This is a genomic window from Blastococcus xanthinilyticus, assembly GCF_008124835.1.
Lineage (GTDB): Bacteria > Actinomycetota > Actinomycetes > Mycobacteriales > Geodermatophilaceae > Blastococcus > Blastococcus xanthinilyticus.
Genome location: NZ_VNHW01000013.1, coordinates 1 through 26,943 on the forward strand (window position 1 = coordinate 1; position 26,943 = coordinate 26,943).

At 77.1% G+C, this 26,943-nt stretch carries 32 protein-coding genes; 21 read left to right on the forward strand and 11 right to left on the reverse strand.

All coding sequences use genetic code 11. The features are described 5' to 3' along the window. Together BD833_RS17835 and cobC are read right to left on the reverse strand one after the other, a co-directional pair. On the reverse strand, window positions 1–785 hold a 785-nt coding region (locus BD833_RS17835), incomplete at its 3' end, for a siroheme synthase (RefSeq protein ID WP_243737767.1). A gap of 11 nt (window positions 786–796) precedes the next feature. Next, window positions 797–1,873, reverse strand: coding sequence for an Rv2231c family histidinol phosphate aminotransferase CobC (cobC, locus tag BD833_RS17840; protein WP_243737768.1), 1,077 nt, complete (start codon window positions 1,871–1,873; stop codon window positions 797–799). Window positions 1,874–1,979: 106 nt separating this feature from the next. Here cobC and BD833_RS17845 point away from each other — a divergent pair, with 106 nt between their 5' ends. The 4 genes from BD833_RS17845 to BD833_RS23075 all read left to right on the forward strand — a co-directional run bounded on the left by BD833_RS17845 (window position 1,980) and on the right by BD833_RS23075 (window position 4,201). After that, window positions 1,980–2,426 carry a hypothetical protein gene (locus BD833_RS17845; protein WP_166534506.1) on the forward strand — a complete coding sequence of 149 codons (447 nt, stop codon included), beginning with the start codon at window positions 1,980–1,982 and terminating at the stop codon, window positions 2,424–2,426. Window positions 2,427–2,452: 26 nt separating this feature from the next. Continuing rightward, entirely contained in the window at window positions 2,453–2,716 is a 264-nt protein-coding gene (locus BD833_RS17850; RefSeq protein WP_243737769.1) for a transcriptional regulator, read from the forward strand. 85 nt (window positions 2,717–2,801) lie between these two features. Continuing rightward, entirely contained in the window at window positions 2,802–3,866 is a 1,065-nt protein-coding gene (locus BD833_RS17855; protein ID WP_166534508.1) for an AbrB family transcriptional regulator, read from the forward strand. After that, window positions 3,839–4,201: a hypothetical protein gene (locus tag BD833_RS23075; protein WP_243737770.1), complete on the forward strand. Its 363-nt coding sequence runs from the start codon at window positions 3,839–3,841 to the stop codon at window positions 4,199–4,201. The genes BD833_RS17855 and BD833_RS23075 overlap by 28 nt, the downstream gene beginning before the upstream one ends. A 6-nt stretch (window positions 4,202–4,207) precedes the next feature. Here the strand turns inward: BD833_RS23075 and BD833_RS17865 are convergent, their stop codons facing one another. Then, window positions 4,208–4,687, reverse strand: a complete 480-nt coding sequence (locus BD833_RS17865) for a type II toxin-antitoxin system PemK/MazF family toxin (RefSeq protein ID WP_166534509.1) — start codon at window positions 4,685–4,687, stop codon at window positions 4,208–4,210. Window positions 4,688–4,869: 182 nt separating this feature from the next. Here BD833_RS17865 and BD833_RS17870 point away from each other — a divergent pair, with 182 nt between their 5' ends. Further along, a complete protein-coding gene (locus BD833_RS17870) occupies window positions 4,870–5,067 on the forward strand; it encodes a hypothetical protein (RefSeq protein ID WP_166534510.1) in 198 nt (65 codons plus the stop codon). Window positions 5,068–5,071: 4 nt separating this feature from the next. Here the strand turns inward: BD833_RS17870 and BD833_RS17875 are convergent, their stop codons facing one another. Both BD833_RS17875 and BD833_RS17880 read right to left on the reverse strand, forming a co-directional pair. Then, window positions 5,072–5,497: a VOC family protein gene (locus BD833_RS17875; protein ID WP_166534511.1), complete on the reverse strand. Its 426-nt coding sequence runs from the start codon at window positions 5,495–5,497 to the stop codon at window positions 5,072–5,074. 38 nt (window positions 5,498–5,535) lie between these two features. Next, complete coding sequence (locus BD833_RS17880; RefSeq protein WP_243737771.1) at window positions 5,536–6,159, reverse strand: MSMEG_1061 family FMN-dependent PPOX-type flavoprotein; 624 nt, start codon at window positions 6,157–6,159, stop codon at window positions 5,536–5,538. 117 nt (window positions 6,160–6,276) lie between these two features. Between BD833_RS17880 and BD833_RS17885 the strand changes: the two genes are divergently transcribed. Further along, window positions 6,277–6,591: an acyl-CoA thioesterase gene (locus tag BD833_RS17885; protein WP_243737784.1), complete on the forward strand. Its 315-nt coding sequence runs from the start codon at window positions 6,277–6,279 to the stop codon at window positions 6,589–6,591. Here the strand turns inward: BD833_RS17885 and BD833_RS17890 are convergent. The 3 genes from BD833_RS17890 to BD833_RS17900 are packed head-to-tail and all read right to left on the reverse strand — an operon-like array spanning window position 6,578 to window position 9,764. Beyond that, the gene (locus BD833_RS17890) at window positions 6,578–8,080 is read right to left on the reverse strand and encodes a cobyric acid synthase (RefSeq protein ID WP_166534512.1); all 1,503 of its coding nucleotides are present in this window, start codon (window positions 8,078–8,080) and stop codon (window positions 6,578–6,580) included. The two genes, BD833_RS17885 and BD833_RS17890, sit on opposite strands and share 14 nt — an antisense overlap. Beyond that, a complete protein-coding gene (locus BD833_RS17895; RefSeq protein ID WP_166534513.1) occupies window positions 8,077–8,739 on the reverse strand; it encodes a lysophospholipid acyltransferase family protein in 663 nt (220 codons plus the stop codon). Before BD833_RS17895 ends, BD833_RS17890 begins: the two co-directional genes overlap by 4 nt. After that, a complete protein-coding gene (locus BD833_RS17900; protein WP_243737772.1) occupies window positions 8,715–9,764 on the reverse strand; it encodes a cobalamin biosynthesis protein in 1,050 nt (349 codons plus the stop codon). The genes BD833_RS17895 and BD833_RS17900 overlap by 25 nt, the downstream gene beginning before the upstream one ends. Window positions 9,765–9,831: 67 nt before the next feature. Here BD833_RS17900 and def point away from each other — a divergent pair, with 67 nt between their 5' ends. The 5 genes from def to BD833_RS17925 all read left to right on the forward strand — a co-directional run bounded on the left by def (window position 9,832) and on the right by BD833_RS17925 (window position 13,186). Next, the gene (def, locus tag BD833_RS17905; RefSeq protein ID WP_166534515.1) at window positions 9,832–10,389 is read left to right on the forward strand and encodes a peptide deformylase; all 558 of its coding nucleotides are present in this window, start codon (window positions 9,832–9,834) and stop codon (window positions 10,387–10,389) included. 91 nt (window positions 10,390–10,480) lie between these two features. Next, the gene (locus BD833_RS17910; RefSeq protein ID WP_166534516.1) at window positions 10,481–10,975 is read left to right on the forward strand and encodes an FBP domain-containing protein; all 495 of its coding nucleotides are present in this window, start codon (window positions 10,481–10,483) and stop codon (window positions 10,973–10,975) included. Between the two features lie 42 nt (window positions 10,976–11,017). Beyond that, window positions 11,018–12,196 (forward strand): glucose-1-phosphate adenylyltransferase family protein, encoded by a 1,179-nt coding sequence (locus BD833_RS17915; protein WP_166534517.1) that lies wholly within the window; start codon window positions 11,018–11,020, stop codon window positions 12,194–12,196. Between the two features lie 40 nt (window positions 12,197–12,236). Beyond that, the gene (locus tag BD833_RS17920; protein WP_166534518.1) at window positions 12,237–12,566 is read left to right on the forward strand and encodes a tetratricopeptide repeat protein; all 330 of its coding nucleotides are present in this window, start codon (window positions 12,237–12,239) and stop codon (window positions 12,564–12,566) included. A gap of 116 nt (window positions 12,567–12,682) precedes the next feature. Next, complete coding sequence (locus BD833_RS17925; RefSeq protein ID WP_166534519.1) at window positions 12,683–13,186, forward strand: FKBP-type peptidyl-prolyl cis-trans isomerase; 504 nt, start codon at window positions 12,683–12,685, stop codon at window positions 13,184–13,186. 350 nt (window positions 13,187–13,536) lie between these two features. Here BD833_RS17925 and BD833_RS17930 read toward each other — a convergent pair whose 3' ends face one another. Beyond that, the gene (locus BD833_RS17930) at window positions 13,537–14,088 is read right to left on the reverse strand and encodes a histidine phosphatase family protein (RefSeq protein WP_166534520.1); all 552 of its coding nucleotides are present in this window, start codon (window positions 14,086–14,088) and stop codon (window positions 13,537–13,539) included. 66 nt (window positions 14,089–14,154) lie between these two features. Between BD833_RS17930 and BD833_RS17935 the strand changes: the two genes are divergently transcribed. Both BD833_RS17935 and BD833_RS17940 read left to right on the forward strand, forming a co-directional pair. Beyond that, the gene (locus tag BD833_RS17935) at window positions 14,155–14,943 is read left to right on the forward strand and encodes a Fic family protein (protein WP_166534521.1); all 789 of its coding nucleotides are present in this window, start codon (window positions 14,155–14,157) and stop codon (window positions 14,941–14,943) included. A 10-nt stretch (window positions 14,944–14,953) separates the two neighbouring features. After that, complete coding sequence (locus BD833_RS17940) at window positions 14,954–15,922, forward strand: aldo/keto reductase (RefSeq protein ID WP_166534522.1); 969 nt, start codon at window positions 14,954–14,956, stop codon at window positions 15,920–15,922. A gap of 44 nt (window positions 15,923–15,966) precedes the next feature. Here the strand turns inward: BD833_RS17940 and BD833_RS17945 are convergent, their stop codons facing one another. Further along, window positions 15,967–16,812 carry an HAD family hydrolase gene (locus BD833_RS17945; protein WP_166534523.1) on the reverse strand — a complete coding sequence of 282 codons (846 nt, stop codon included), beginning with the start codon at window positions 16,810–16,812 and terminating at the stop codon, window positions 15,967–15,969. A gap of 126 nt (window positions 16,813–16,938) precedes the next feature. Between BD833_RS17945 and ssd the strand changes: the two genes are divergently transcribed. The 7 genes from ssd (at window position 16,939) to BD833_RS17980 (ending at window position 21,869) form a co-directional block, all read left to right on the forward strand. Further along, entirely contained in the window at window positions 16,939–18,021 is a 1,083-nt protein-coding gene (gene ssd / locus BD833_RS17950; RefSeq protein WP_166534524.1) for a septum site-determining protein Ssd, read from the forward strand. Then, entirely contained in the window at window positions 18,018–19,157 is a 1,140-nt protein-coding gene (locus BD833_RS17955; protein ID WP_166534525.1) for a TadA family conjugal transfer-associated ATPase, read from the forward strand. The genes ssd and BD833_RS17955 overlap by 4 nt, the downstream gene beginning before the upstream one ends. Further along, complete coding sequence (locus BD833_RS17960) at window positions 19,154–19,939, forward strand: pilus assembly protein TadB (RefSeq protein WP_166534526.1); 786 nt, start codon at window positions 19,154–19,156, stop codon at window positions 19,937–19,939. The genes BD833_RS17955 and BD833_RS17960 overlap by 4 nt, the downstream gene beginning before the upstream one ends. Beyond that, complete coding sequence (locus BD833_RS17965) at window positions 19,936–20,670, forward strand: type II secretion system F family protein (protein ID WP_243737773.1); 735 nt, start codon at window positions 19,936–19,938, stop codon at window positions 20,668–20,670. Before BD833_RS17960 ends, BD833_RS17965 begins: the two co-directional genes overlap by 4 nt. 147 nt (window positions 20,671–20,817) lie before the next feature. Next, window positions 20,818–21,111: a DUF4244 domain-containing protein gene (locus BD833_RS23080; protein WP_243737774.1), complete on the forward strand. Its 294-nt coding sequence runs from the start codon at window positions 20,818–20,820 to the stop codon at window positions 21,109–21,111. Window positions 21,112–21,165: 54 nt separating this feature from the next. Next, entirely contained in the window at window positions 21,166–21,504 is a 339-nt protein-coding gene (locus tag BD833_RS17975) for a TadE family type IV pilus minor pilin (RefSeq protein WP_166534527.1), read from the forward strand. Then, the gene (locus BD833_RS17980) at window positions 21,501–21,869 is read left to right on the forward strand and encodes an Rv3654c family TadE-like protein (RefSeq protein ID WP_166534528.1); all 369 of its coding nucleotides are present in this window, start codon (window positions 21,501–21,503) and stop codon (window positions 21,867–21,869) included. The genes BD833_RS17975 and BD833_RS17980 overlap by 4 nt, the downstream gene beginning before the upstream one ends. Window positions 21,870–21,879: 10 nt before the next feature. Here the strand turns inward: BD833_RS17980 and BD833_RS17985 are convergent, their stop codons facing one another. Then, the gene (locus BD833_RS17985; protein WP_166534529.1) at window positions 21,880–24,378 is read right to left on the reverse strand and encodes a DEAD/DEAH box helicase; all 2,499 of its coding nucleotides are present in this window, start codon (window positions 24,376–24,378) and stop codon (window positions 21,880–21,882) included. A gap of 222 nt (window positions 24,379–24,600) precedes the next feature. On the opposite strand from BD833_RS17985, the gene BD833_RS17990 reads away from it, so the two are divergent. After that, window positions 24,601–26,877, forward strand: coding sequence for a sodium-translocating pyrophosphatase (locus BD833_RS17990; protein ID WP_166534530.1), 2,277 nt, complete (start codon window positions 24,601–24,603; stop codon window positions 26,875–26,877). The last annotated feature ends 66 nt before the right edge of the window (window positions 26,878–26,943 follow it).

Consider the following 26,943-nt stretch of genomic DNA (forward strand, 5'->3'; position numbering starts at 1 on the left):
TAGCCGCGGCCGAAGACGAACGGGTCGCCGCCCTTGAGGCGCACGACCCGCTTGCCGGCGCGGGCGTGCTCGACCAGCAGCGCGTTGATCCGCTCCTGCGCCATGAACCGGCCGCGGGGCAGCTTCGAGGCGTCGACGATCTCGACCTCGGGGGGCAGCGAGGCGAGCAGGGACTGTGGTCCCAGGTGGTCGGCGACGACGACGTCGGCGTGCGCCAGCGCCTGCCGGCCGCGGACGGTGATCAGCCCCGGGTCGCCCGGTCCGCCGCCCACGAGGACCACGCTGCCGCCGGGGGCGGGGCGGGCCGCCCGGTCGCCCACGCTGCCGTCGGTCAGCCCGGCGACGATCGCGTCCCGGACGCCGATGGCGCGCTGCGGGTCCCCGCCGCCGTGCACCCCGATGACCAGCTCGCCCTGCCGGCCGACGGCCGGCGTCCAGACGCTGGAGGCCGCGCGGTCGTCGGCCCGGGCGCAGAAGATCCGCGCGTCCTCCGCCTCGGCGGCCACGGCGGCGTTCACCGCCGGGTCGTCGGTGGCCGCGACGGCGTACCAGGCGTCCCGGAGGTCGCCGGGCCGGTACGGGCGCCGGTGCCAGGTGACGCCGCGGCTGGCGGCCAGCGACTCCACCGCGGGCGTGACCTGGGGGCTGACCACGACCACGCGGGCCCGCGCCTCGAGCAGGCCGGCCACGCGGCGGTGCGCCACGCGGCCACCGCCGACGACCACGACGAGCCGGTCGCGCAGCCGCAGCCCGACCGGGTAGACCGTGCCCGACTCGGGGGGCACCGGGGTGGCGTTCAGCGGATCTCCTCGGGGACGCCGGCGGCGGGCTCCGGGGCGGGCCCGGTCGGGGGTGCTGCGGACAGGATCCCAGCGAGCGCCGCGCAGAAGGCGCGGGAGGTGCCCGGGTCCCGGACGGCCACCCGGAGGTGGTCGGCGGTCAGGCCGGGGAAGGACTCCCCGCGGCGGACCGCCCAGCCGGCGTCGCGCAGCTCCTGGCGCACCCGGCCGCCGTCGGGCACGCGCAGCAGCACGAACGAGGATCGCGGCTCGCCGAGCACCTGCACGCCCGGGGGCAGGGCGTCGAGCAGCGCCGCCCGGTCGCCGGTCAGCGTGACCGCGGCCTGGTGCGCCTCTGCGCGGGCCGCCGGCGCGCTGCAGGCCACCAGTGCCGCCAGCGCGGGGGTGCTCACCGGCCACGGCGGCTGCTGCGCGGCCATGGCGGCGATCAGCTCCGCCGGCCCCAGCGCGTAGCCCACGCGCACCCCGGCCAGACCCCAGGTCTTGGTCAGGCTGCGCACGACGAGCAGGCCGGGGAGATCGGTGCGCCCGGCCAGCGACCCGGGCTCGCCGGGCACCGTGTCGGCGAACGCCTCGTCGACGAGGACCACCCGCCCCGGCCGGGTCAGCGCGGCCAGGTCGCCGGCCGGGTGCAGCACCGACGTCGGGTTGGTCGGGTTGCCCAGCACCACGAGGTCGGCGTCGGCGGGGATCGCCGCGGGGTCGAGCCGGTAGCCGTCGCCGGGGGAGAGGAGGTGCCGGGTGACCGGGTGGCCGGCGGCCCGCAGCGCCGCCTCCGGCTCGGTGAAGGACGGGTGGACGACGACGGCGTGCCGGGGGCGCAGGGCCCGGGCCAGCAGCACGAACGCCTCGGCGGCGCCCGCGGTCAGCAGCACCTCGGCGGGGTCGCGCCCGTGGGCGGTGGCGACCGCGGTCCGCGCGCGGGTGCCGTCGGGGTAGGCGGCACTGTCGGCCAGCGCGCGGTGCAGGACGTCGGTCAGCCAGGCCGGGGGTGTGCCGGCCCGCACGTTCACCGCGAGGTCGACCAGGCCGGGCGCCAGCTCGGCGTCCCCGTGGTGGCGCAGATCGGTCACGTCTCCTCTTCGCGGTCGTCCGGGCGGACCGCCATGAGACCACGGCCGTGTAACGGCCGCGTGGCGCCACTTGACGGATCGGAAAGTGACGAGCACGCTTTCCGACATGGAAAGCGACGAGCACGACGCCCGCACCCAGCTGGCGGCCCTGCGGTCCGACCGCGCGGCCCTGGCCGACCGCGTCCTCCAGCCGTGGTGGTGGGACGTCGCCCTCGGCGCCCTGGTCTTCCTCTTCTTCGGCTCCTACGCGACGCGGAACTGGCTGCTGATCGCCGCCGCCCTGGCCGTGTTCCTGCTGGGCATCTACGGGCTGGTCACGTACTACCGCCGCCGCACGGGCCTGTGGCCGAGCGCCGACCGCCCGGGGCTGCAGCCGCTGCTGCGGCTGTGGCTGGCCTGCTGCGTCGCCTGGGCGGTCGCCGCCGGGCTCGGCATGTCGTTCGCCATGCCGTGGCTGGTGGCCGGTGTCTCGGCCGCGTGCGGGGTCGTCGTCACGGTCCTCAGTCGGCGGTCCGGGCAGCTGTTCGTCGCCCAGCTCCGCGGCGAGCTGTGACCGCTGTCACGCCACGGTTCGACCCGGTGATCCACGCCCCGCCCCGCCTGCAGGTGTGCGGGCTGCTCGCCGTCGTCGAGAGCATGGACTTCGCGACCGTCCGCGAGCAGGTGGGGGTGAGCGACTCGGTCCTCTCCAAGCACGTCAGGCAGCTGGAGGAGGCGGGCTACGTGACGGTCCGCAAGGCCACCCGGGCCTCCCGGGTGCGCACCAGCCTGGGCCTGACCGCCGCGGGCCGGGCCGCGTTCGACGCGCACGTCGCCGAGCTGCGGCGGATCACCGGGGGCTGACGCCGCCTTCCTGGGGCTGACGCCGCGTCCCGGGCGAGCTCCCGGCAGAGTGTGCCCGGCAGGGTGCGCGAGGACGGGGGACCGGGTGCGGCGGTGGCGCGGCGCGGTGCTCCTCGACGTCCTGCTCGTCGTCGCCGGGGCGGTCGCGATCACCCTGCTGCTCGACCTCGCCGGGCTGCCCTCGCCGGCGCTGTTCGGCGGGCTGCTCGCCGGCCTGGTCCGGGCGCTGGCCCTCCCGGCCGCGCCCCGCGTCCCCGCGCCGGCGGGCGCCGCCGGTCAGGCCGTGATCGGGGTGGCCATGGGGGTGCTGGTCGACCCGGACACGCTGCGGGCGGTCGCCGCCGACTGGCTGCCGGTGCTGCTGGTCACCGTGGCCACGCTGCTGCTGAGCCTGCTGGCCGGCCTGACCCTGCGGCTGCACCGGGACATCAGCCCGGTCACCGGCGCCTTCTCCATGATCGCCGGCGGCGCGTCCGGGATCGTGGTGATGGCCCGCGAGCTGGGCGCCGACGCGCGGATGGTCGCCGTCCTGCAGTACCTGCGGGTGCTGCTCATCGTGCTGCTGATGCCGGTCGTCGCCACCACCGCCTACGGCGGGACCACCGGGACCGGCGTCGTCCCCGGGGACGCGGACGGGCCCGGCTGGCTCGCCGGGCTGGCGTTCACCGCCGCCTGCGCCGTCGTGGGGGTGGTCGCCGGGCGGCTGGTGCGGCTGCCGGTGGCCGCGCTGCTCGGCCCGCTCGTCGCCGCGGCGGTAGCCGACCTGACCGGGCTGGCCGGCGGGGCGGAGGTGCCCGTGCCGGTGGAGAACGCCGCCTTCCTCGTCATCGGCGTGCAGGTCGGCATCAGCTTCACCCGGGACAGCCTGCGCACGATCGGCCGCGCGCTGCCGCTGGCCCTGGGCATCACCGTGGCGCTCATCGCCGCCTGTGCCGGGCTGGGCGGGCTGCTGGCCGCCGCCACCGGGGCCGGCGCGCTGGACGGCTACCTGGCGACGACGCCGGGTGGTCTGTACGCGGTGCTGGCCACGGCCCGGGACGCCGGCGCCGACACCACCTTCGTGCTCTCGGTGCAGGTGCTGCGGCTGTTCGTGATGCTGTTCAGCGCCCCGCTGGTGGCCCGGTGGCTGCGGCGGAGGCGGCCCAGGTGAGCCGCGGCGTTCCCGGACGGCGGTGGCGGGCCTACTCTCGTGGGCCGGCGCACGAGGGGGAGGAGAGCCAGCTGTCCGAGGAGAACGCAGCCGCCACCGGGAGCGGCACCGATGGCGCGGTGCTGCTGTTCGTCGGCGGCCCCCTCGACGGGAGGGTGCAGATCCGGGAGGCCCGGCACGGTGATCCGCTGCCGACGGTCACGCACGTGCACCTGCACGGCGGCCCCAAGGTGGTGCACCGGTACGACCTGCAGGTGGTCGGCGAGCAGGCGGGCATCTACCACCTGCGGCCCCCGGCCCAGCGGCTCACCCACGAGGACCGGCTCGCCGACTGAGCGCGGCTACCAGCCCTGCACGCGGCGGGCCGCGGCGACGACGCGGTCGAACCGGGCGCGGTCCAGCGCCGCCCCCTCCCGCCGCACCCGCGCCGGGTCGAGCACCAGCAGCCGGTCCAGGCGCACCTCGCTGGGCCGCCCCCGCGCGTCCCACGGTCCGGTGCCGATGTCGGTCCAGTGCCGGCCGTGCCGGGCCTCGTCGGCGGCGTCGCGGTCGTGGTCCTGGCTGCTCAGCAGAAGCCCGAGCAGCTCGTCCCCGCGCCGCCCGATCACCAGCACCGGACGATCCTTGCCGCGGCCGTCGCCCTCGTCGAACGGCACCCACGTCCACACGACCTCGCCCGGGTCGGGGCGGCCGTCCGCGCGCGGCCGGTAGTCGACGTCCGGGCCGGCCCGCCGGGCCGCGGCGGGCCGCCGGCCGAGCGCGCCGGCCACCCGGCCGGTCAGCCGCGCGACGGTGCGGACGAGTCCCCGGGGTGCGGCCATGGCAGCACGGTAGGCGGGCGGGGGAGGGTCGGACCGGGCGCCGGAGGACACGAAAGCGTCTCGCACTGTCACATGTGACACATGGGCACCAATTGGTCACCGACAGGATTGGCGCTGCCGAAAGGGGGGCACCATGGGCCCACAGGGGTGCCTGGCGGGGCCCCTGGGAGAAGGGGGTCTCCATGACTTCGGCCGAGCCGGCCCGACCGCCCGTCCCGAGGGCGCGAGAGGTCAAGGCGAGCGTGCTCGCCGCCTTCCAGCTGGTGGAGGACGCGCGCTACCGCGGCGCCGACCGCAGACCCCGGCGCGAACGCGTCCGTGCGTTCACCGAGCGAGCGGTGGCCGACCGCCGGCTCGCCCGCGACCTCCGCGCCGGCTGAGCCCTCAGGCGAGGCAGAACTCGTTGCCCTCCGGATCGGCGAGGGTGACCCACTGGAGGGGCCCCTGCGACCCGCGCCAGAGCTCGGTCGCCCCGAGGGCCACCAGCCGGGCGACCTCGGCCTCCCGCTGCTCGGCGCCCACCCGCACGTCGAGGTGCAGCCGGTTCTTCCCCGTCTTCGGTTCGGGAACTGCCTGGAAGAGCACCCGGGGGCGCCCGGGCTCCGGTGGCGTGAGGGCCGCGCCCACCCGCCACACCAGCCGGCCCCGGTGGGTGGTGGTGTCGGACTCGGCGGCCATCCCGGCCGCGACCATCCGGCGGATGAACGCCTCGTCCTGCGGCTCGACCGCCCAGCCGAGCGCCTCGGCCCACCAGTCGGCCAGCTCGTGCGGCGAGCGGCAGTCGATGGTGACCTGGAAGTCCAACGCCATGCGCGCAGGCTAGGACCGCCCACCGACAGATCGCCGGCTCAGAGCTCCTGGGCCAGCTCCGCCCGGATCGTGGCGTCGTCCGGCAGGTCGGTCTCCAGCGCGCAGTGGTCGCGGATCACCCGGCCGAACGGCGTGAGCACACCGGGGGCCACCTGGCGGGCGGGGTCCCACAGCCCCGAGCGCATGACCGACTTCGGGCACTGGAAGTAGGCCCGGCGCACCTCCATGACCAGCACCGACAGCGGCGCCCGGCCGAACTCGGTGAGATCCACCGCCAGCTCCTCCGGCGCGACCAGCGTGGTCGTGCCGTACACCCGCAGGGTCTGCTCGACGCCGGGGACGAGGAACATCAGCGCGGCCCGCGGGTTGACCGTCAGGTTCCGCAGGCTGTCGACGCGGTAGTTGCCCGGCCGGTCCGGCAGCAGCAGCCGGCGCTCGTCGAGGACGTGCACGAAGCCCGGGTCGCCGCCGCGCGGCGAGACGTCCGGCCAGCCCTCGGCGTCGGCCGTCGCGAGCGTCGCGAAGGGGGCGTGCGCGATGAACTCCCGGCAGTGGGCGTCGAGGTGGTCGATCACCTTGTCCAGCACCAGGCCGCCCGGCGTCCGGTACCCGGCCAGCGCCGGTTCGTCGGTGGGCATCGGGGGCGGGGTGGCAGCGGGCACCCGACGACCGTAGCCGCACCGCCCTACTAGCCTGGCGCCTCGTGCCGCAGGTGTGGAGCTCCCCGGTCCGATACGTCGAGTGCGATCAGCAGGGCGTCGTGTTCAACGCCGCACTACCTGACCTGGGCCGACGAGGCCTCCAACGGGTGGTGGGCCGCCCAGGGGCTCACCTGGGACGAGCTGGTCGCCCGCGGGGTGGACCCGGTGGTGAAGGCCAGCGCGCTGGAGTGGAGCTCGTCCGCCCGCTGGGGCGACACCGTCACCGTGGACGCCGAGACCGAGCGGGTCGGGCGCACCAGCGTGGCGGTGCGCTTCACCGTGCGGGTGGGCGAGCGGATCTGCTGCGTCGTCCGCACCACCTACGTCTGCGTCGCCGACGGCCGCGCCGCGCCGTGGCCGGACGACGTGCGGGCGCGGCTCACCGCGCGCTGAAGCCCGCGCCCGGCGGCAGCAGCGGGAGCCCGGGCGGCGGCCCGTGCTCGATCAGCCGCCACAGCGCGTCGGTGTCGGCGTGCTCGGCGACCAGGTCGCCCAGCCGGTCCAGCCGCGCCTCGCGGACGGCGGCGAAGTCGGTGCCCGGGGCCGGGACGAACCGGCGGCCGGTGAGGCGGGCGACCTCGGTGAGGAAGGCGCGGCGGAAGCCGTCGTTCTCCAGCGCGCCGTGCCACGTCGTCCCGAAGACCGCGCCGGCCCGCGCGCCGTCGAGGAACGGCTCGGCGTCGGTGTCCACCGTCACGACGCCGTGGTGGATCTCGTAGCCGCGCACCGGGTGCCCCAGGGCCGCCCCGGCCGGGCGGGCCAGCGTCTTCTCCCGGGCGAAGCGGACGTCGGCCGGCAGCAGCCCCAGCGCAGGCACCGTGCCGGCGCGGGACTCCACGTCGTCGGTGATGGTGCGGGCCAGCATCTGGTGCCCGCCGCAGATGCCGAGCACCGGCGTCCCCGCGGCGGCCCGGCGCAGCACGCCGTCGGCCAGGCCGGTGCGGCGCAGCCACGCCAGGTCGGCGACCGTCGCGCGGGTGCCCGGGAGGACGACGAGGTCGGCGTCGGCGAGCTCCTCCGGGCGGGTGGCGTAGCGCACCAGGACGCCGGGCTCGGCGGCCAGCGCGTCCAGGTCGGTGAAGTTCGACAGCCGGGGGAGGCGGGCGACCGAGACGCGGAGGACGTCGTCCCCGAACGGCGCGGTGCCGGCCGACGAGCGAGGCACGTTCAGCGAGTCCTCGACGTCCAGCTCGAGGCCGTCGAGCCAGGGCAGCACGCCCAGCGCCGGCCGGCCGGTGAGCGCGGCGAGCTGGTCCAGCCCGGGCCGGAGCAGCCGGACGTCCCCGCGGAACTTGTTCACCAGGAACCCCGCGACCAGCCGCTGGTCGGCCGGCGGCATCAGCGCCACCGTGCCGTGCAGGGCCGCGAAGACCCCGCCGCGGTCGATGTCGCCGACCACGACGACGGGAAGGTCCGCGGCGGTGGCCAGGCCCATGTTGGCGATGTCGTCGGCCCGCAGGTTGATCTCGGTGGGAGAGCCCGCGCCCTCGCAGACGACGACGTCGAACCGCGCCCGCAGGTCCGCCAGCGACGCGAGCACCTGTTCCAGCAGCGCCGCCTTCATCGGCCGGTAGGACAGCGCGGTCACGTCGGCCACCGGCCGGCCCAGGACGACGACCTGGCTGGAGTTCTCCCCGCCCGGCTTGAGCAGCACCGGGTTCATGGCCGCCTCCGGCTCGACCCGCGCGGCGGCCGCCTGCATCACCTGGGCCCGGCCGATCTCCGCGCCGTCGGGGGTGACCATGGAGTTGTTGCTCATGTTCTGCGCCTTGAACGGCGCCACCGAGACGCCCTGGCGGACCAGCCAGCGGCAGATGCCCGCGGTGACCAGCGACTTGCCGGCGTCGGAGGTGGTGCCGGCGACGAGCAGCGCCCCGCTCACGCGGTCTCGCGGGGCGCGTCCCAGCCGGCCTTCTCCTGACCGGAGAGCTCCGCGATCGCGACCATGATCCGGTCGGTCACCTCCCGGCGGGCCCGGCCGTTGCCCGCCTTGCCGCGGTGCTCGGGGAAGGTCATCGGCTCGCCGAAGGTGATCGCGAAGCGCCGGGGCCAGGGCCAGCGGGCCCCCACCGGCTGGATGCGGTCGGTGCCGGTGATCCCCACGGGCACCACCGGGCAGTCGGCGGTCAGCGCCAGCCAGGCGACCCCGGTCTTGCCGCGCGCCAGCCGGCCGTCGCGCGAGCGGGTCCCCTCCGGGTAGATGCCGAAGCCGCCGCCGTCGCGCAGCACGGTCATGGCGGTATCCAGCGCCTCCTGGGCCGCGCGGTGGGTCTCCCGCTCGACCGGCAGGGCCCCGAGCGCGGTGAACAGGGTGCGGATCAGCCAGCCGCGCACCCCCGAGCCGGTGAAGTACTCGGCCTTGGCGAGGTAGCCGACCCGGCGCGGGGCCATGAGCGGGATGGCGATGCTGTCGATGAAGGACAGGTGGTTGCTGGCGATGATGAACGGCCCGGTGGCCGGCACGTTCTCCTTGCCGGTCACCCGGGGCCGGCACAGCAGGAACAGCGGGCGGAGGATCAGGCGGGCGATGAGGTAGACCACGGGGCACGTCCCCTTCCGGGCACTTCGGGGCCTGCCGGCGGCAGCTGTCGCATTCTCCCGAACGGTCCGCGACGCGACCCACCCAGGGCAACCCGGAGCGCGGTGGCCAGCGCGGCGGCGGCCAGCCAGACCGCCCGGGACAGCCGCACGGCGCGGAGGACGTCGGCCGGCGCCGGTGGCCCGCCGTCGCCGAGGACCGGCCGGTCCTCCACCCGGGAGCCGTAGACGTTCCGGCCGCCCAGCCGCAGCCCGAGCGCCCCGGCCAGCGACGCCTCGCAGCGGCCGGCGTTCGGGCTCGGGTGCGCGGCGCCGTCGCGCCGCCAGACCCGCCAGGCGCCGGCCGGCGAGCCGCCGGCCAGCGGCGCGCACGCCACCGTCAGGGCGGCGGTCAGCCGGGCGGGCGCCCAGTTGGCGACGTCGTCGGCGCGGGCGGCGGCCCAGCCGAAGCGGGCGTAGCGGGGGGAGCGGTGGCCCACCATCGCGTCCAGGGTGTTCACCGCCCGGTAGCCGAGCAGCCCGGGCAGCCCGGCCAGCGCGCCCCAGAGCAGCGGCGCGACGGCGGCGTCGGAGGTGTTCTCGGCGACCGACTCCACGGTCGCGCGGGCCAGGCCCGACGCGTCGAGGGCGTCCGGGTCGCGGCCGGCGAGCCACGGCAGGGTGGCGCGGGCCGTGGCGAGGTCGCCGGCGGCCAGCGCGTCGTGCATGCGCCCGGCCGTCCGGCCCAGCGACGTGCCGCCGAGCACCGCCCAGGTCGCGGCGGCCGTCGCCGTCGCGCGCAGCGCGGGCCGTCCCCGCGTGCCCCGGTCGGCGGCCCGGCCCACGGCGACCGCACCGGCGACCAGCAGCAGCCAGTGACCCGCACCGGCGGCGCGCGAGTCGCGCCAGAGCCGGCGCTCGAGGGCCGCCGCGACGGTGCCGAAGCCGGCGACCGGGTGCCCGCGGCGCGGATCGGCGAGGGCGAGGTCGGCCAGCGCGCCGGCGGCCAGGCCCAGCGCGGTCGCGGCATCGGGGAGCGGGCGGCGCACGGCGTCATGGTGCCAAGGGCCCCGTCCCCGGGTGCCGGCCGGGACGGCGTCCCTAGGATCGGTCGGCATGCGCCTGTTCGGCCGTTACGACGGCGTCGCCCGGCCGATCGTCACCTACGGCAGCAACCCGGTCCTGCACCGCGGCTGCGCCGAGGTCACCGCCTTCGACGACGCGCTGCGCCGGCTGGTGCTCGACATGTTCGCCAGCATGGAGGCCGCCGACGGGGTCGGGCTGGCGGCCAACCAGATCGGCGTGGACGCCCGGGTGTTCGTCATCGACTGCCCCGACGCCGACGGGGAGGACGTCGTCGGCTACGTGGTCAACCCGTCGCTGACCATCCCCGGCCCGGCCGGTGACGACCCGGCGGAGGAGGTCACCGAGGAGGGCTGCCTCTCGGTCCCGGGGCCCTACGCCGAGCTGCCGCGGGCCTTCCGCGCGCGGGTGGACGGGGTGGACCTGCACGGTGACCCGGTGACGATCGAGGCGACCGGCATGGCGGCCCGCTGCCTGCAGCACGAGGTGGACCACCTGGACGGCACCGTGTACGTCGACCTGCTGCCCGCCGACCAGCGCGAGCGGCTGCTCGCCGAGGCGGCCGGCCCGGAGGGCGAGCTCCCCGCCTGAGCCGGGCCCGGCGAAAACCGGGTGAGGTTCCCGGCACGATCACCGATGATCCTCGGCGGCCATCCGCACCCCCGAGGAAGAGGCACGCCCGGTGAGACCGCTGACCGAGACCGAGGTCCGGCGCTCGTTCGTCAACTGCTCGCGCGGCGAGGCGAAGACCCTCGCCCTGCCCAGGGACTTCGGCGAGCTCGACTGGAGCGAGCAGGACGTGCTCGGCTGGCGCGACCCGAAGGCGCCGCTGCGCGGCTACCTGGTCGCCGACGTCGACGGCGAGACCGTCGGGATCGCCGTCCGGGCGGCGGAGAGCCGGATGTCCGGCCGGACGTCGGTGATGTGCCTGCTCTGCCAGACCGCGCAGCCCGGCGACGGGGTGTCGCTGTTCACCGCCAAGCGGGCCGGCGAGGCGGGCCGCAACGGCAACACCGTGGGCACCTACATCTGCGCCGACCTGCGCTGCTCCGAGCGGGTGCGCACGGAGATCCCGCCGTGGCTGCAGGAGCGGGACCCCGCGGAGGTGGTCGCCGAGCGGGCCATGGAGCTGCGCGAGCGGATCGCCGGGTTCGTGGGTTCGGTGCGGCGCGGCTGACCGTGCGGGTGGGCCTCGCAGCGGCGGGGTAGCTGAGGGCGCATGGCGCTCCCGAAGGTCCTCGTGCTCGTGCTCGCCGGTGGCAAGGGCAACCGGCTGGAACTGCTCACCGAACGACGGGCGAAGCCCTCGGTCCCGTTCGCGGGGGTGTACCGGCTGATCGACTTCCCATTGTCGAACTGCGAGCACTCGGCGATCGCCGACGTGTGGGTGTCGGTGCAGTACCAGCCGCAGTCGGTGAACGAGCACCTGGGCGGTGGTCGCCCCTGGGACCTCGACCGCACCAACGGCGGCCTGATGATGCTGCCGCCGTTCCAGGGCAGCGAGCGGGGCGGCTTCACCGAGGGCACCGCCGACGGCCTGTGGCGGCAGTCCGAGCTGATCCGGCAGTTCGCCCCCGACGCGCTCGTGGTCGTGAGCTCCGACGCCGTCTACAAGCTGGACTACCGGGACGTCGTCGACGGCCACCTCGCCTCCGGTGCCGAGGTGACGATGGTGACCACCGAGGTCGAGGCGGACGACGCCTCCCGCTACGGCATCGTCGAGGTCGGGGAGGGCCGCCGGGTGACCGGCTACGCCTACAAGCCCGAAAACCCGGCGACGACGACGGCGACCAACGAGGTGTTCGTGTTCTCCCCGGTGCCGACGCTGGACCGGCTGGAGGCGCTGAACGACGAGGCCGGCGAGGACGGGCTGGAGGACCTCGGCGACTCCCTGCTGCCGGCGCAGACGGAGGAGGGGCTCGCCCGAGCCCACCCGCTGGACGGCTACTGGCGGGACGTCGGCACCGTCGACTCCTACTGGCGGACGCACCGGGAGTTCCTCGACGCGGAGCCGCCGCTGGACCTCGACGACCCGCGCTGGCCGATCCACACCCGGGGCGGCCGGCACAGCGCCGCCCGCGTGCTCGAGGACGGGCGGATCGAGAACAGCCTGCTGTCCGGCGGTACCCGGATCTCCGGCAACGTGCGGGGGTCGGTGCTCTCCCCGGGCGTGGTGGTCGAGCCGGGCGCGACGGTGCTCGACTCGGTGCTCCTGCCCGGCGTGCGGGTGCGGGCGGGGGCCACGGTCACGCGGGCCGTGCTCGACGACAACGTGGACGTCGGGAAGGGCGCCTCGGTGGGCGGGGAGGGCGACATCACGCTGGTCGGCCGGGAGGCCAGGGTGGCCGACGGCACCGAGCTGGCCGCGGGCGCCCGCCACCCGGAGCCGGAGGACTGAGCGCGGGAAGCGTGCGGACCGGGCCGGCGTTGAGGCGGGCATGACACGGGAGTTCGAGCTCGACCTGCACTCGGAGTTCCTCCGGGCCGACCTCTTCCTGAACATGGGGCAGCCCGCCGAGGCCGCGCGCATCATGCGGCCGGTCGTCGAGGCCGAGCCGCACAACGAGGCGGCGCTGGAGCTGCTGGCCCGGGCCTACTACGGCTCGGCGCAGCTCGCCCCGGCCGAGGAGTCGCTGGCCCGGCTGGTGGACCGGGCGCCGAGCAACGGCTGGGCCCGCCGGGCGCTGGCCCGCACGCTGGAGCGGCAGAGCCGGGGGAGCGAGGCGGTCGTGCACCACCGGATGGCCGACGCCCTCGGCGCCGCCTGAGCCGGACCGGATCCTCTGGGACGATGGGCGGGGCGTGCGATGCGCGCCCCGCCCTCGGCGAGCGACGTCCTGGCTCGCCGGACCAGACCTGAGCACCCCACCGCCCTGGAGGCCCCATGTCCCGCCGCACCGTCCCCGGCGCGATCCTCGCGCTGACCCTCGCCCTGAGCGCGTGCGGGGGGAACGAGGACGCGGCGACGTCGTCGGTGGCCGAGCAGGTGGCCGAGGAGATCCCGGCCGACCTCACCGAGGTCCCCGACGTCCCGGAGAGCGACGCCCCGGCCCCGACGGAGCTGGAGGTCCAGGACGTCGTCGTGGGCGACGGCGAGAAGGCCGTCGAGGGCAGCAGCGTGGCGGTGAAGTACGTCGGCGCCTTCTACGAGAGCGGTGAGGAGTTCGACTCCTCCTGGAGCCGGGGGGCCGACGAGACCCTGCCGGTGACGCTCGGGGCCGGGCAGGTCATCGAGGGGTTCGACCAGGGCATCACCGGGATGCAGGTCGGTGGCCGGCGGGTCGTGGTGATCCCTAGCGAGCTCGGCTACGGCGACCAGGACCGCGGTCCCATCCCGGCAGGCTCCACGCTCGTCTTCGTCATCGACCTGGTCGAGGTCACCGGCTGACCTGGCGCACCGTCCCCGCGGGCGGTCCCAGCGTGACGGCACGCCCGGTCACCCGCGGCGGCCGGCCCGCTCGCGCGTCGGGACGGCCGTCGGCGGGCACCAGGGACGAATGAGCATTCTCGGCAAGCTGATGGGCACGGCGCAGAGCGCAACCCGGGGAACGGCCCGGGGTGGACGCGGCAGGGTGCGGCCGGGGCGCGGCATGGGCCGCGCCACCACGCGCGCCGCATCCGGCCGGGGCCGCGGAGCTCCCGCGGCCTCCGGCGGCGGCATCGGCCGCGTGGTGCAGGGCCTCCTCCGGCGGCGCTGAACTGGGACGGGGCCCGGCCGCGGTGCGGCCGGGCCCGTCGTCACTCGCAGACCTCGAGCCGGGTCACCGAGCCGTTGTGCGGCGTGATCGCCGGCATCGCGTCCGGGCCGAGGCCCGCCGCCACCGCCTGCGCCGCCCGGATCGTGTCGCCGTGGGTGACCAGGGCGACGACGTCGGCCGGCGGCTCCGCGCACAACTGGGTCAGGAACGCCGCGACCCGGGCGTGCAGTTCGGCCAGGCTCTCCCCGCCGTCGGCGGACCAGTGCGCGTCGGACCAGTCCACGACGTCCCACAGCTCGTGCGAGGGGCGGCCCTCCAGCACGCCGTAGCCCTGCTCGCGCAGGGCCGGGGTGGTGGTGAAGGTCAGGCCGGTGGTCCGCGCGCAGTGCTCGGCGGTCTGGACGGCGCGCAGCAGGTCGCTGGACAGCAGGGCGCCGGGGCGCAGGCCGGCCAGCTCCTCGGCGGCCACCTCGGCCTGCCGGTGGCCCAGCTGCGTGAGCGGCACGTGCGCGGTCTGGCCCTGCATGCGGCCGGCCGCGTTCCACTCGCTCTGCCCGTGCCGCACGAGCAGGAGGGTGATGGGGGTGGCCATGGCAAGGAGGCAGCGTAGGGCAGGGGTCTGCGGGATCTCCGGCCGGCCGCCTCGTACCGTCGTCCCGTGAGCATCCCCGTCCGTTCCGGCGCCGGCCGCCCCGCGACCCCTCCGGGCGCCCCCGACCCGCTGGCCCCGCTGCTCGAGCTCCCCGGGGTGCGCGCGGCCGCCGACGCCGCCCGTGCCGGCGTCGACCGGCTGCTCGGCCACCGGGTGCTGCGCCGCGAGTCGGCGGGGGTGAGCACCGAGTCGGCGCTGCGCGGCGCCCGCGCCTCGGCCGCTCTGGCCGGCGTCGACATCCCCCTGGCCGACCTGCGGGCGGGCTCCGTCACCGACCCGGTCGTCCAGGGCGCGCTGCGGGCGTCCGCGGCGCTGGGCGCCATGGTGGAGACGTGGCCGAAGGCGCCGGGGCAGGTGCTCGCCCGGCTGCACGTCCTCGCGGCGGCCGACCTCGCCGACCCGGCCGCGCTCGGCCGCCCGGGGGTGCACGCCGGCCCGCGGCTGGCCGGGCTGTTCTCGATCGCCACCGGGGTCACGGCGGTGCCGGCCACGATCGTCGCCGGGCTGGTGCACGGGGAGCTGGCCGCGCTGGCACCGTTCGGGGTGGCCGACGGCGTCGTCGCCCGGGCCGCCGCCCGGTTGACCGGCATCTCGCGCGGGCTGGACCCCAAGGCGGTGTCGGTGCCCGAGGTGGGCTTCGCCGAGCTGGGCCGCGACGCCTACGGCGAGGCGCTGGCGGCGTACGCCTCCGGCACCCCGGACGGCGTCGCCGCGTGGCTGGTGCACTGCTGCCGGGCCACCGAGCACGGGGCCCTGGAGGGCCTGGCGATCTGCGAGAGCCTGCTCCGCGGCTGAGACTGGGGGCATGCGCACCCTCGACGTCCCCGGGCTCGGCCCGGTCAGCCGGATCGGTCTGGGCACCTGGCAGTTCGGGTCCCGCGAGTGGGGCTACGGCGACAGCTACGCCGACACCGGGGCGCGGGACATCGTCCGCCGGGCGCGCGAGCTCGGGATCACGCTGTTCGACACCGCGGAGGTCTACGGCTTCGGGCGCAGCGAGCGGATCCTGGGTGCGGCGCTGGGGGAGGAGCGCGACCAGGTCGTCGTCGCCAGCAAGATCTTCCCGGTCGCGCCGTTCCCGCCGGTGGTGCGGCAGCGCTGGGCGGGCAGCGCCCGGCGGCTCGGGGTGGACCGCATCCCGCTGTACCAGGTGCACCAGGCCAACCCCGTGGTCCCCGACTCGGTTCCCATGCCGGCGTTCCGCACCCTCCTCGACGAGGGGCGGATCGGCGCGGCCGGGGTCTCCAACTACTCCCTCGACCGCTGGCGGGCCGCCGACGCCGCGCTCGGGACGCCGGTGCTCAGCAACCAGGTCCAGTTCTCCCTGGCGCACGCGGGCCCGCTCGAGGACCTCGTCCCCTTCGCCGAGCGGGAGGGCCGGGTGGTCATCGCCTACAGCCCGCTCGCGCAGGGGCTGCTCGGCGGGCGCTACTCGGAGGGCAACCGGCCGGGCGGGGTGCGGGCGGCCAACCCGCTCTTCGGCACCGAGAACCTGCGGCGGGCCGCGCCGCTGCTCGACCTCCTCCGCGAGGTGGCCGACGCCCACGACGCCAAGCCGGCGCAGGTGGCGCTGGCCTGGCTGGTCGCCCAGCCGCGGGTCGTGGTCATCCCCGGTGCGTCGAGCGTGGAGCAGCTGGAGGCGAATGCCGCGGCCGACGAGCTGGCGCTGGCCGAGGACGAGGTGGCGGCGCTGACCGCCGCGGCGCGCGCGTTCCGGCCGGTGTCGGGGCTGAAGACGCTGGTGGACGGCGTGCGGGAGCGGCTGGGCCGCTGAGCGGTCGGGCGGTCGGGCGGTCGGGCGGTCGGGCGATCGGGCGGTCAGGCGCCGCGGCGGCGCCACCGGCCCGCGACCGGCGCGGGGTCGGGGGCGACCAGCCCGGCGCGCACCGCGCGGTGCCGGGCGTACCAGGCCAGCCCGACGACGGCGGCGCCGACGCCCATGGCCGCACCGGTGACCACCGGGGTGGGGGGCACCGAGAACCGGGCGCGCAGCCGCACCGGGCGCTCGAAGCGCCGCACCGGCCAGCCGTGCTGCAGCGCCGCCTTGCGCAACCCCCGGTCGGGGTTGACCGCGGTCGGGTGGCCGACGGCCGCCAGCATCGGCAGGTCGGTGATCGAGTCGCTGTAGGCGTAGCAGTCGGCCAGGTCGTAGCCGCCCTCGGCGGCCACCTGCCGCATCGCCTCGGCCTTGTTCTCCCCGTAGGCGTAGAAGTCGATCTCGCCGGTGTACCGGCCGTCCTCGGTGACCATGCGGGTGGCCACGACCCGGTCGACGCCGAGCATCTCGCCGATCGGCTCCACCATCTCCGCGCCGCTGCTGGAGACGATGACGATCTCCCGGCCCGCGGCGCGGTGCTCCTCGATCAGGTCGGCGGCCTCCGCGTAGACCAGCGGGTCGACGATCTCGTGCAGGGTCTCGCGGACGATCTCGTGCACCGTGGCGGCGTCCCAGCCGGTGACCATGGCGGTGAGCTGCGCGCGCAGCCGTTCCATCTGCTGGGCGTCGGCGCCGGCGAGGGAGAAGACGAACTGCGCGTAGGCCGTCTTCAGCACGGCGCGCCGGTTGATCAGCCCACCGTGGAAGAACGGCCGGCCGAAGGCCAGGGTGCTGGACTTGGCGATGACCGTCTTGTCGAGGTCGAAGAACGCCGCGGCGCGGGACACGGAACTCACTGTAGGGGGATCGGCGGGGTGTGATCGGTTCCGCACACCGTCCACACCCGATGGGGTCATCCACAGTTCGGCCGTCGTTCTGGCACTGTCTGCCCAGGCTCCGGTGGGGTCGGTCGCGTGTCTCCGCCTCCGCCGTCGTCCCGGCCGCCCCGCCCGCTCGTCGTCAGCACCGACGAGCGGCTGCTCGACGAGCTGCTCCGCCTGCTCGCGGCGGCCGGTGCCGAGCCCGAGCTGGCCACCGGTGGCCCGGCCCTGCGGCGGGCCCACCGGGAGGCGCCGCTGGTGCTGCTGGGCGCCGACGCCCTCGTCGCCGGTGCGGTGCGCACGCTGCCCCGCCGGCCGGGGCTGGTGGTCGTGGCCGCCGGGGAGCTGCCCCCGGCCGAGTGGGCGGCGGCGGTCGAGGTCGGGGCCGAGCGGGTGGCGGTGCTCCCCGGTGACGAGACGTGGCTGCTCACCCGCGCCGCGGCTGCCGTGCGCGCGCCGGTGGCCCGGGGGCCGCTGCTCGCCGTGGGCGGCGCCTGCGGCGGTGCGGGGGCGAGCACCGTGGCCGCGGCGGTCGCGCTCGCCGCGCCCTCCGGAGCGGTGCTGGTCGACGGCGACGCGTGGGGCGGTGGCCTGGACCTGCTGCTCGGCGCCGAGCGCGCCGAGGGGCTGCGCTGGCCGGAGCTGACCGGCCTGCGCGGCCGCGTCGCGGGGGATGCGCTGCTCGCCGCGCTCCCCGAGGTCGACGCGGTGCACCTGCTCTCCGCCGGCCGGGAGCCGGCGACCGCGGTACCCGAGGAGGCGCTGACGGCCGCGGTGGACGCGGCGCGGGCCACCGGCCGGCCGGTCGTCGCCGACCTGCCCCGGCCGGGGCCGGCCGGGGTCGCCCCCGGCCCGCAGGCGGTCCTCGCCGACGCCGACGTGGCGGTGCTGGTGGTGCCCGCCCGGCTGCGCGCCGCGACCGCCGCGCGGCTGCTGGTGGCCGACGGCTCGCCCTGGTCGGCGGCCCGGCTGGTGGTGCGCTCGGTCCCCGGTGGGCTGCGGTCCGAGGACGTCGAGGAGGTCGTCGGGCGCCCGGTGTTCGGCGAGCTGCCGCACGACCGCGGCGCCGTGGCCCGCGCCGAGCGCGGGGAGCCGCCGGGCGCGTCGGTGCGGTCGCCCGTCGGCGCCCTGGCCCGGCAGGTGCTGGCCCTGATCCCCGGGGAGGAGCACCGGTGAGCGCGCCGTCCCTGCTGGACCGGGTCCGCGCCCGGCTGGCCGTCGAGGAGCAGCCGCCCTCCCGGGCCGGCGTCGCGGCCCTGGTGCGCCAGGAGAGCGGCGGCCTCCTGGCCGACGACGACGTCCTGCTCGCGGCGCGCGAGGCCGTCCACGAGCTGGCCGGCGCCGGTCCGCTGGAGCCGCTCCTGGGCCTGCCCGGCGTCACCGACGTGCTGGTCAACGGCCCCGACGAGGTGTGGCTGGACCGCGGTGCCGGCCTCGAGCGGGCTCCCGGCGTGCGGTTCGCCGACGACGACGCCGTGCGCCGGCTCGCGGTGCGGCTGGCGGCGTCCGTGGGCCGCCGGCTCGACGACGCCGCGCCGTGGGTGGACGTCGGCCTCCCCGACGGCACGCGCCTGCACGCGGTCCTCCCGCCGGTGTCGGGGGGCGGCACCTGCCTGTCGCTGCGCGTGCTGCGCCGGCGCGCGCAGTCGCTGGCCGAGCTCGAGCAGCGGGGCGCGCTGCCCGGGGAGAGCGGCGAGCTGCTGCGGGCGGTCCTGGCCCGGCGGCTGGCGTTCCTGGTGACCGGGGGCACCGGTTCGGGGAAGACCACCCTGCTCGCCGCGCTGCTGGGCGAGGTCGACCCGGTCGAGCGGCTGGTGCTCTGCGAGGACGCCGCCGAGCTGGCGCCGGACCACCCGCACGTGGTGCGGCTGCTCACCCGGCCGCCGAACGTCGAGGGCGCCGGCGCGGTCGGGCTGCGGGACCTGGTGCGGCAGGCGCTGCGGATGCGCCCGGACCGGCTGGTCGTCGGCGAGGTGCGCGGCGCCGAGGTGGTCGACCTGCTGGCCGCGCTCAACACCGGGCACGACGGCGGCTGCGGCACCCTGCACGCCAACCGGTCCGCGGAGGTGCCGGCGCGCCTGGAGGCGCTCGGGGTCGCCGCCGGCCTGGGCCGCGTCGCGGTGCACAGCCAGGCGGCCGCGGCGCTGGACGTGGTGGTGCACGTGCGCCGCGGCCGGTCCGGCCGGCGGGTGGCCGAACTGGGTGTGGTCCGCCGGACGGGGGACCTGGTGACCGTCGAGCCCGGCTGGCGGGACGACGGTGGGCCGTGCCCGGGCGGCGATGCGCTCCGGCAGTTGCTGGCCGGCCGGTGACCGGGGCCCTGCTCGCGGTGGCCGCCGCCGTCGCGGTCTGGCCCGACGGACGCGCCGGGCTCCGGCGGCGGGTGCGGGCGGTCGCCGCGACCGGCGGCGGGGCGGCGCGGCGTCCGGTGCCGCTGCCCGTGGTGGCCGGAGCCGGGGCGGCGGGGCTCGCCGCCGTGCTCAGCACGCCGCTGGTGGCGCTGCTCGCCGGCGGCGGCGCGGCCCTGGCCGCACGCGGCTGGGAAGCCCGTCGGGCCGCATCCGCCGCCGAGGGGCGGCTGGCCGTCCTCGCCGAGGCGCTGGGCGCGCTCGCGGCCGAGCTGCGCGCCGGCCGGCTCCCGGAGGACGCGGCGCGCGGGGCGGCCGCCGCCTGCCCCGACCCGGAGGCGGGGGCCGCGCTCGCGCGGGCGCTGCGGACCTCCGGGGCGCCCGGGAAGCTCCCGGCCGGCGCCGGCCTCGCCGTCGAGCTCGCCCGGGTGTCGGCCGCCGTCCGGCTCAGCACCCGCACCGGGTGCTCGCTGGCCACGGTGGTCACAGCGGTCGAGGACGACCTGCGGGCGCGGCTGCGCCGCCGTCAGGCGCTGCGCGTCGCGACCGCCGGCCCGCGCGCCAGCGCCCGGCTGCTGGCCGGGTTGCCGCTGCTGGGGCTGGCGATGGGCAGCGGCGTCGGCGCCGATCCGTGGCACGTGCTGACCGCGACCGGTCCCGGCCAGGTGCTGCTCGTCGCCGGGGTTGCCCTGGAGATCGCCGGCATCGCGTGGACCGGCCGGCTGGTCGCGAGGATCGGCCGGTGAGGGACGGTGCCTGGCTGCCGGTCCTGCTGCTGGCCGCAGCGTGCGCCGTCGCCGTGCCGTCGACGGCCGTCCCGGCGCTGCGGGCGCGCGGGCTGCGCCGCCCGGGCGGTGCCGCCCGCCGGGCGCCGGAGGTCCCGCGGCCGGCGCGGAACCGGTGGCTGCTGGCCGGCGCCGCGGGGCTGTCGGCCGGTCTCCTGCTCGGCGGCGTGCTCGGCGTGGGAGCCGCGCTCGCGGTCGCCGGCGGGGCGGACCGCCTGCTGCGCGCCGCCGTCCCGGACGAGGACGCCGCCGCGCGGGCGGCGCTGGCCCGTGACCTGCCGGGCGCCTGCGAGCTGCTCGCCGTCTGCCTGGCCGCGGGGCTGCCGGTCGCCGGTGCGCTCGCTGCCGTGGGCGACGCCGTGCCGGCGCCCCTGGGGTCGCGGCTGCGCGGGGTGGCCGCGCTGCTGCGGCTGGGCGCGGACCCGCGGCGGGCGTGGGCGGAGGTGCCCGCCGAGCTGGCGCCCCTGGGCCGGGCGCTGGTGCGGGCGGGGGAGTCGGGGGTGGCCGCCGCGCCGGCGCTGCGCACGCTGGCCGCGGAGAGCCGGTCGGCCGACCGGGCCGACGCCGAGGCGGCGGTGCAGCGGGGCGCGGTCTGGGTGCTGGCGCCGCTCGGCGTCTGCTTCCTGCCGGCGTTCGTGTGCCTCGGCGTCGCGCCGCTGGTGCTCGGGATCGCCGGGGACGTCTTCGGCTGAGCGCCTCCGGCCCGCTCCCTCCTCGGCCGGCTCGGTCCCCAGCCCGCCCCGTCGTCCACAGATCCCCGGCGGCCCTCGGCCAGGCGCCGCCGTACCCCGAGGCTCAGGAGGTCGGCCCCGCCGGGGCCCCGTCCGAGGAGGAACCCCGTGTCCGCACCGCAGCCCACCGCCGATACCGCCCCCACCGATCCAGCCCTCGCCGACTCCGCCCTCGCCGACTCCGCCCCCGCCGGCCCGCCCGCGCCCGCCCGCGGGTTCCTCGCCCGGCGCTGGGCCCGCCTCCGGGCGACCGCGGAGGCGGGGATGAGCACCGCCGAGTACGCGGTCGGCACCGTGGCCGCCTGCGCCTTCGCCGCGGTGCTCTACCGGGTGGTCACCGGCGACTCGATCGTCTCCGGGCTCACCGACCTGGTCGACACCGCGCTCGCGACGCTGTCCTGAGCCGTGCGGCGGTTCCGGGGCTCGGGACGGGGCACGGGGCGGGGGGAGGCGGGCATGGTCACCGCCGAGACCGCGGTCGTCCTCCCGGTGCTGCTGCTGGTCCTGGCCGGCGCGGTCGCCGCCGTCACGGTGGTGGGCGCGCAGCTGCGCTGCGTGGACGCGGCCGCCGAGGGCGCCCGGGCGGCGGCGCGCGGGGAGCCGGTGGCGGTGGTGGCCGGGTGGGCGGAGCGCGCCGCGCCCGACGGGGCGCGGAGCTCGGTGACCGTGCAGGGCGAGGAGGTGCGGGTCCGGGTGACCGGGGAGGTGGCTCCGCTGGGGCCGCTGCCGTGGCGGGTCACCGTATCCGCCGGTGCGGTCGCCCGCCTGGAGCCCGGCGCGGGAGCCGGCGGGTGAGCGGCGAGCGGGACGAGCGCGGCTCGGCGACGGTGTGGGTGCTGGCGCTCTCCGCCGTGCTCGCGCTGGTCGCGGCGGCCGGGGTGCTGGCCGGCGCGGCCGCGGTGGCCCGGCACCGCGCCGCCGGGGCCGCCGACCTCGCCGCGCTCGCCGCCGCCGGGCGGGCCGTGCTGGGTGATCCCGCCGCCTGCGCGGTCGCGGCCGAGACCGCCACCGCCAACGGCGCGGAGCTGACCGGCTGCGCCGTGGGGGAGGGGTCCGTCGTCGACGTCACGGTGGAGGTCCCCGTGCGGCTGGGCCGGCTCGGCGTGCATACCGCGCACGGCCGGGCCCGCGCCGGCCCGGCTCCCGCTCCGGGAGCCTGAGGTGGGCCGGTCAGAAGACCAGGTCGGGCTCCGTGGCGGCCGGCCCGCCCGTCCGGACGGCGTCGTCGGCCTCGTCGGCGTCGTCCGGGTCGGCGGAGCCGTCGGCCGGACCGGTCTCCCCGCGCTCCTCGGCGGCGGCCAGCTCGTCCAGCACGACGTCGAGCACCCGCACCGCCCCGGCCTTGTCCAGCGGGTCGTTGCCGTTGCCGCACTTGGGCGACTGGACGCACGAGGGGCAGCCGCTCTCGCACTCGCAGCTGGCCACCGTCGCCCGCGTCGCGGTCAGCCAGCGGCGCAGCGCGGCGTACCCGCGCTCGGCGAACCCGGCGCCGCCGGGGTGCCCGTCGTAGACGAAGATCGCCGCCGTCCCCGTGTCGGGGTGCACCGCGGTCGACAGCCCGCCGAGGTCCCAGCGGTCGCAGGTGGCCAGCAGCGGCAGGATGCCGATCGCCGCGTGCTCGGCGGCGTGCAGCGAGCCCGGCAGCGCGGCATCGTCCACCTCCGCCCGCTGCACGGCGCGGGTGTCCAGCGTCAGCCACACCGCCTTGGTGCGCAGCTGGCGGGCAGGGAGGTCGAGCGGGAACTCGGCCAGCACCTCGCCGGTGCCCAGCCGGCGCCGCTGGTAGGCCACCACCTGGTTGGTCACGTCGACGACGCCGGTGTGCGCGGTCACCGGGCCCAGCCGCCGGGTCTGCTCGATGCCCGCGATCGCCAGGTCGGTGACGTCGCGCGCCACCGTCGTCCAGTCGGGGCTCTCCGGGCGCACCGCCGCGCAGGCGTCCTCGACGGCGTACTCCTCGACCACGAAGGTCTCCCCGCGGTGCACGTAGAGCGCGCCCTCGTGCACGGTCGCGTGGGCGGCGCCGCCGTCGACGGTGCCGAGCAGCCGCCCGGTACCCGCCTCGATGATCGCGACCGGCTCGTCGCCCGAGCCGCGGATGTCGACGTCCGGCCGCCCCCGGCCCGCCCAGTACCAGCCCGCCGGCCGGCGGCGCAGCTGCCCCGCGGCCACCAGCTCCGCGAGCTGCGCCTCGGCCACCGGCCCGCCGAAGTCCGGCAGGTCCGCGGGCACCAGGGGCAGCTCCGCCGCGGCGCAGCACAGCTGCGGGCCGAGCACGTAGGGGTTGGCCGGGTCGGTGACGGTGGCCTCGACCGGGCGGCCGAAGACCGCCCGCGGGTGGTGCGCCAGGTAGTGGTCCAGCGGGTCGTCGCGGGCGACGAAGACGACCAGCGACTCGCGCTGCGCCCGGCCGGCGCGGCCGGCCTGCTGCCACAGCGAGGCCAGCGTGCCGGGGTACCCGGCGAGCACGACCGCGTCCAGGCCGGCGATGTCGATGCCCAGCTCGAGGGCGTTGGTGGTGGCGACCCCGAGCAGGTCGCCGGAGGACAGCGCCCGTTCCAGTTCGCGCCGCTCCTCGGGCAGGTAGCCACCGCGGTAGGAGTCGACCCGGCGCACCAGGTCGCCCCGGCCGCGGTCGCGCAGGATCCTCCTGGCCTGCTCGGCCACCGACTCCGCGCTGCGCCGGGATCGCACGAACGCCAGGGTCCGCGCGCCACGCTCGACGAGGTCGGCGAGCAGGCCGGCGGCGTCCGCGGCGGCCGACCGGCGCAGCGGCGCCCCGTGCTCGCCGGTGCGCTCGGTCAGCGGCGGCTCCCACAGGGCGAAGGTGGCCCCCGGCCGTGGGGAGCCGTCGTCGGTGACCGCGACGACGTCCTCGCCGACCAGCCGGGTCGCCGCGGCCGCCGGGTCGGCCACCGTGGCCGAGGCCAGGACGAACACCGGATCGGCGCCGTACCGCCGGCAGATCCGCCGCAGCCTCCGCAGCACGTGGCCCACGTGGGAGCCGAAGACGCCGCGGTAGGAGTGGCACTCGTCGATGACCACGTAGGCCACCCGCCGCAGCGTGCTCGACCAGCGCTGGTGGGCCGGCAGGATCCCGCGGTGCAGCATGTCGGGGTTGGTCACGATCCACCGGGAGTGCCGCCGCACCCAGTCGCGCTCCTCGGCCGGGGTGTCGCCGTCGTAGGCCGCCGGCCGCACCGAGGGGTCGGCCAGCGCCGCCACCGAGGCCAGCTGGTCGCGCGCCAGCGCCTTGGTCGGGGCCAGGTAGAGCACGCAGGCGCGCGGGTCCTCGGCCAGCGTCGTCAGCGCCGGCAGCTGGTAGGCCAGCGACTTGCCCGAGGCCGTGCCCGTGGCCACCACCACGTGCCGCCCGGCCCGCGCCAGCTCCGCGGCGGCGACCTGGTGCGCGTAGAGCGACCGGACGCCGCCGGCCTCGAGCCGGCCGCGCAGCCCGGTGTCGGTCCACGCCGGCCAGCCCGCCGTCCGGCTCTCCCGCACCGGGACGTGGTGCACGTGCGTGACCGGCTGTTCCTCCTCCGGCGTCCCGGTGAGGACGGCGGCGAGCAGCTCACCCCCGGGCGGCACGGCCTGCTGGGACGCGCTCCCCCCGGGGACGTCGTCCAGGCCGGGAGGGGGAGCCGACCGGACCGGGTGGAGCTCGGTCACCTCTCCACTGTCACACCTGCGCGCAAGGCGACGTCGGCCGAGCGCACGGCGGCCGCTGGGCTCCCGGTCGCGGCGCGAGCGGAGAGGGTCACAGCCGGTGTGATCTGCCTTACAGTTCACGCCGTTCGTGCCCCGGCCGATGCCGGCTGGTGCCGGACGCCGACCTCCACCGATCCGGGGAGCACGGCGCCTCCCGGGCGGCCGCCGACGCCTGGAGAACACATGCCCGAGAGCTCGCTGTCCGGCGGTGACACGGCGCTGGTCGTCGTCGTCCTCGTCATCTCGCTGGCCGCGCTGGCCTTCGCCGCCTACCTGGTCAAGGCCGTGATGGCCGCCGACCAGGGCACGGTGCGGATGCGCGAGATCGCGCTGGCGGTCCAGGAGGGTGCGGCGGCCTTCCTGCGCAGGCAGTTCCGGACGCTGGGCTTCTTCGCCGTCGTCGTCTTCCTGCTCCTCCTCGTGCTGCCGGTCGCCGACGGTGGCTGGGAGACCCGCATCGGGCGGGCGATCTTCTTCCTCGTCGGCGCGCTCTTCTCGGCAGCGGTCGGCTTCATCGGGATGACCCTGGCCACCCGCGCGAACGTCCGGGTCGCCGCGGCCGCCAACGCCGGCGGGTACCTGCCCTCCTTCCGGACGGCGTACCGCACCGGTGGCGTCGTCGGGATGATCACCATCGGCCTCGGCCTCTTCGGTGCCGCGCTCGTGCTGCTGCTCTTCGACGAGACCGCACCGATCGTGCTGGAGGGGTTCGGGTTCGGCGGTGCGCTGCTGGCCATGTTCATGCGCGTCGGCGGCGGCATCTTCACCAAGGCGGCCGACGTCGGCGCCGACCTGGTGGGCAAGGTCGAGGCCGGCATCCCCGAGGACGATCCCCGCAACGCGGCCACCATCGCCGACAACGTGGGGGACAACGTCGGTGACTGCGCGGGCATGGCCGCGGATCTCTTCGAGTCCTACGCCGTCACGCTGGTCGCCGCGCTGATCCTGGGACAGGTCTTCTTCGGCTCGGTCGGCATGGTCTTCCCGCTGATGATCGCCGCGATCGGCGTCATCGCCTCGATCGTCGGTGTCCTCGCCACCCGGCCCGCGAAGACCGACGCGAGCGGCATGGCGCCGATCAACCGCGGCTTCTTCACCTCCGCCGCGGTCTCCCTCGTGCTCGTCGCGGCGGCGTCCTTCATCTACCTGCCGAGCATCTCCGGCGGCGTCGACATGGAGGTCAGCCCCCAGGTGCTGGGCTTCGTCGCCGTGCTCATCGGCGTGGTGCTCGCCGCGGCGATCCAGCAGCTCACCGGCTACTTCACCGAGACCAGCCGCAAACCGGTCAAGGACATCGGCCGCAGCTCGCTGACCGGGCCGGCCACCGTCATCCTCTCCGGCATCTCGCTGGGCCTGGAGTCGGCCGTCTACGCCGCCCTGCTCATCGGCGGCGCGGTCTACGGGGCCTTCCTCATCGGGGGTGCCGCGGCCCTCTACGCCGTGGCGCTGGCCGGGTGCGGGCTGCTCACCACGGCCGGCGTGATCGTCGCCATGGACACCTTCGGCCCGGTGAGCGACAACGCGCAGGGCATCGCGGAGATGTCCGGCGACATCGACGAGGAGGGCGCCCGGGTGCTCACCGACCTGGACGCCGTCGGCAACACCACCAAGGCGATCACCAAGGGCATCGCGATCGCGACCGCGGTGCTGGCGGCCACGGCGCTCTTCGGGTCCTACAACGCGCAGCTCGAGCTGGCACTGGAGGACGCCGGGGACACCGCCGGTGCGACGCTGCAGGAGGCCTTCAGCCTGGTGAACCCGAACAACGTCGTGGGCGCCATCATCGGCGCCGCGGTCGTGTTCTTCTTCTCCGGCCTGGCGATCAGCGCCGTCTCGCGGGCGGCCGGCCGGGTGGTCTTCGAGGTCCGGGAGCAGTTCCGCACCAAGCCCGGGATCATGGACTACAGCGAGAAGCCCGACTACGGGGCCGTCGTCGACATCTGCACCAAGGACTCGCTCCGCGAGCTGGCCACCCCCGGCCTGCTCGCCGTCCTCGCCCCGGTCGCGGTCGGGTTCGGGCTGGGCTTCGGCCCGCTCGCGGCGTACCTGGTCGGAGCCATCGCCGCAGGCACGCTGATGGCCGTCTTCCTGTCGAACTCCGGCGGCGCCTGGGACAACGCGAAGAAGATGGTCGAGGACGGTGCCTACGGCGGCAAGGGCAGCGAGGCCCACGCCGCGACCGTCATCGGCGACACCGTCGGCGACCCGTTCAAGGACACCGCCGGGCCGGCGATCAACCCGCTGATCAAGGTGATGAACCTGGTCGCGCTGATCATCGCCCCGGCCGTCGTCAGCCTCTCGGTCGGCGAGGGCGCGAACACCACGCTGCGCGTGCTGGTGGCCCTCGCGGCGGTGGCGGTCGTGGTCGCCGCGGTGGTGGTCTCCAAGCGCCGCTCGGTGGTCGTCGGCGGGGCCGACGCCGTGCCCACCGGCGACCGGCTGACCACCAGCGCTCCCTGACCGGGCGCCCGCCCCGGACCACCCCCTTGGCGGGACAGCCCCTTGCGTCCCGGGAACAGGGCAGCA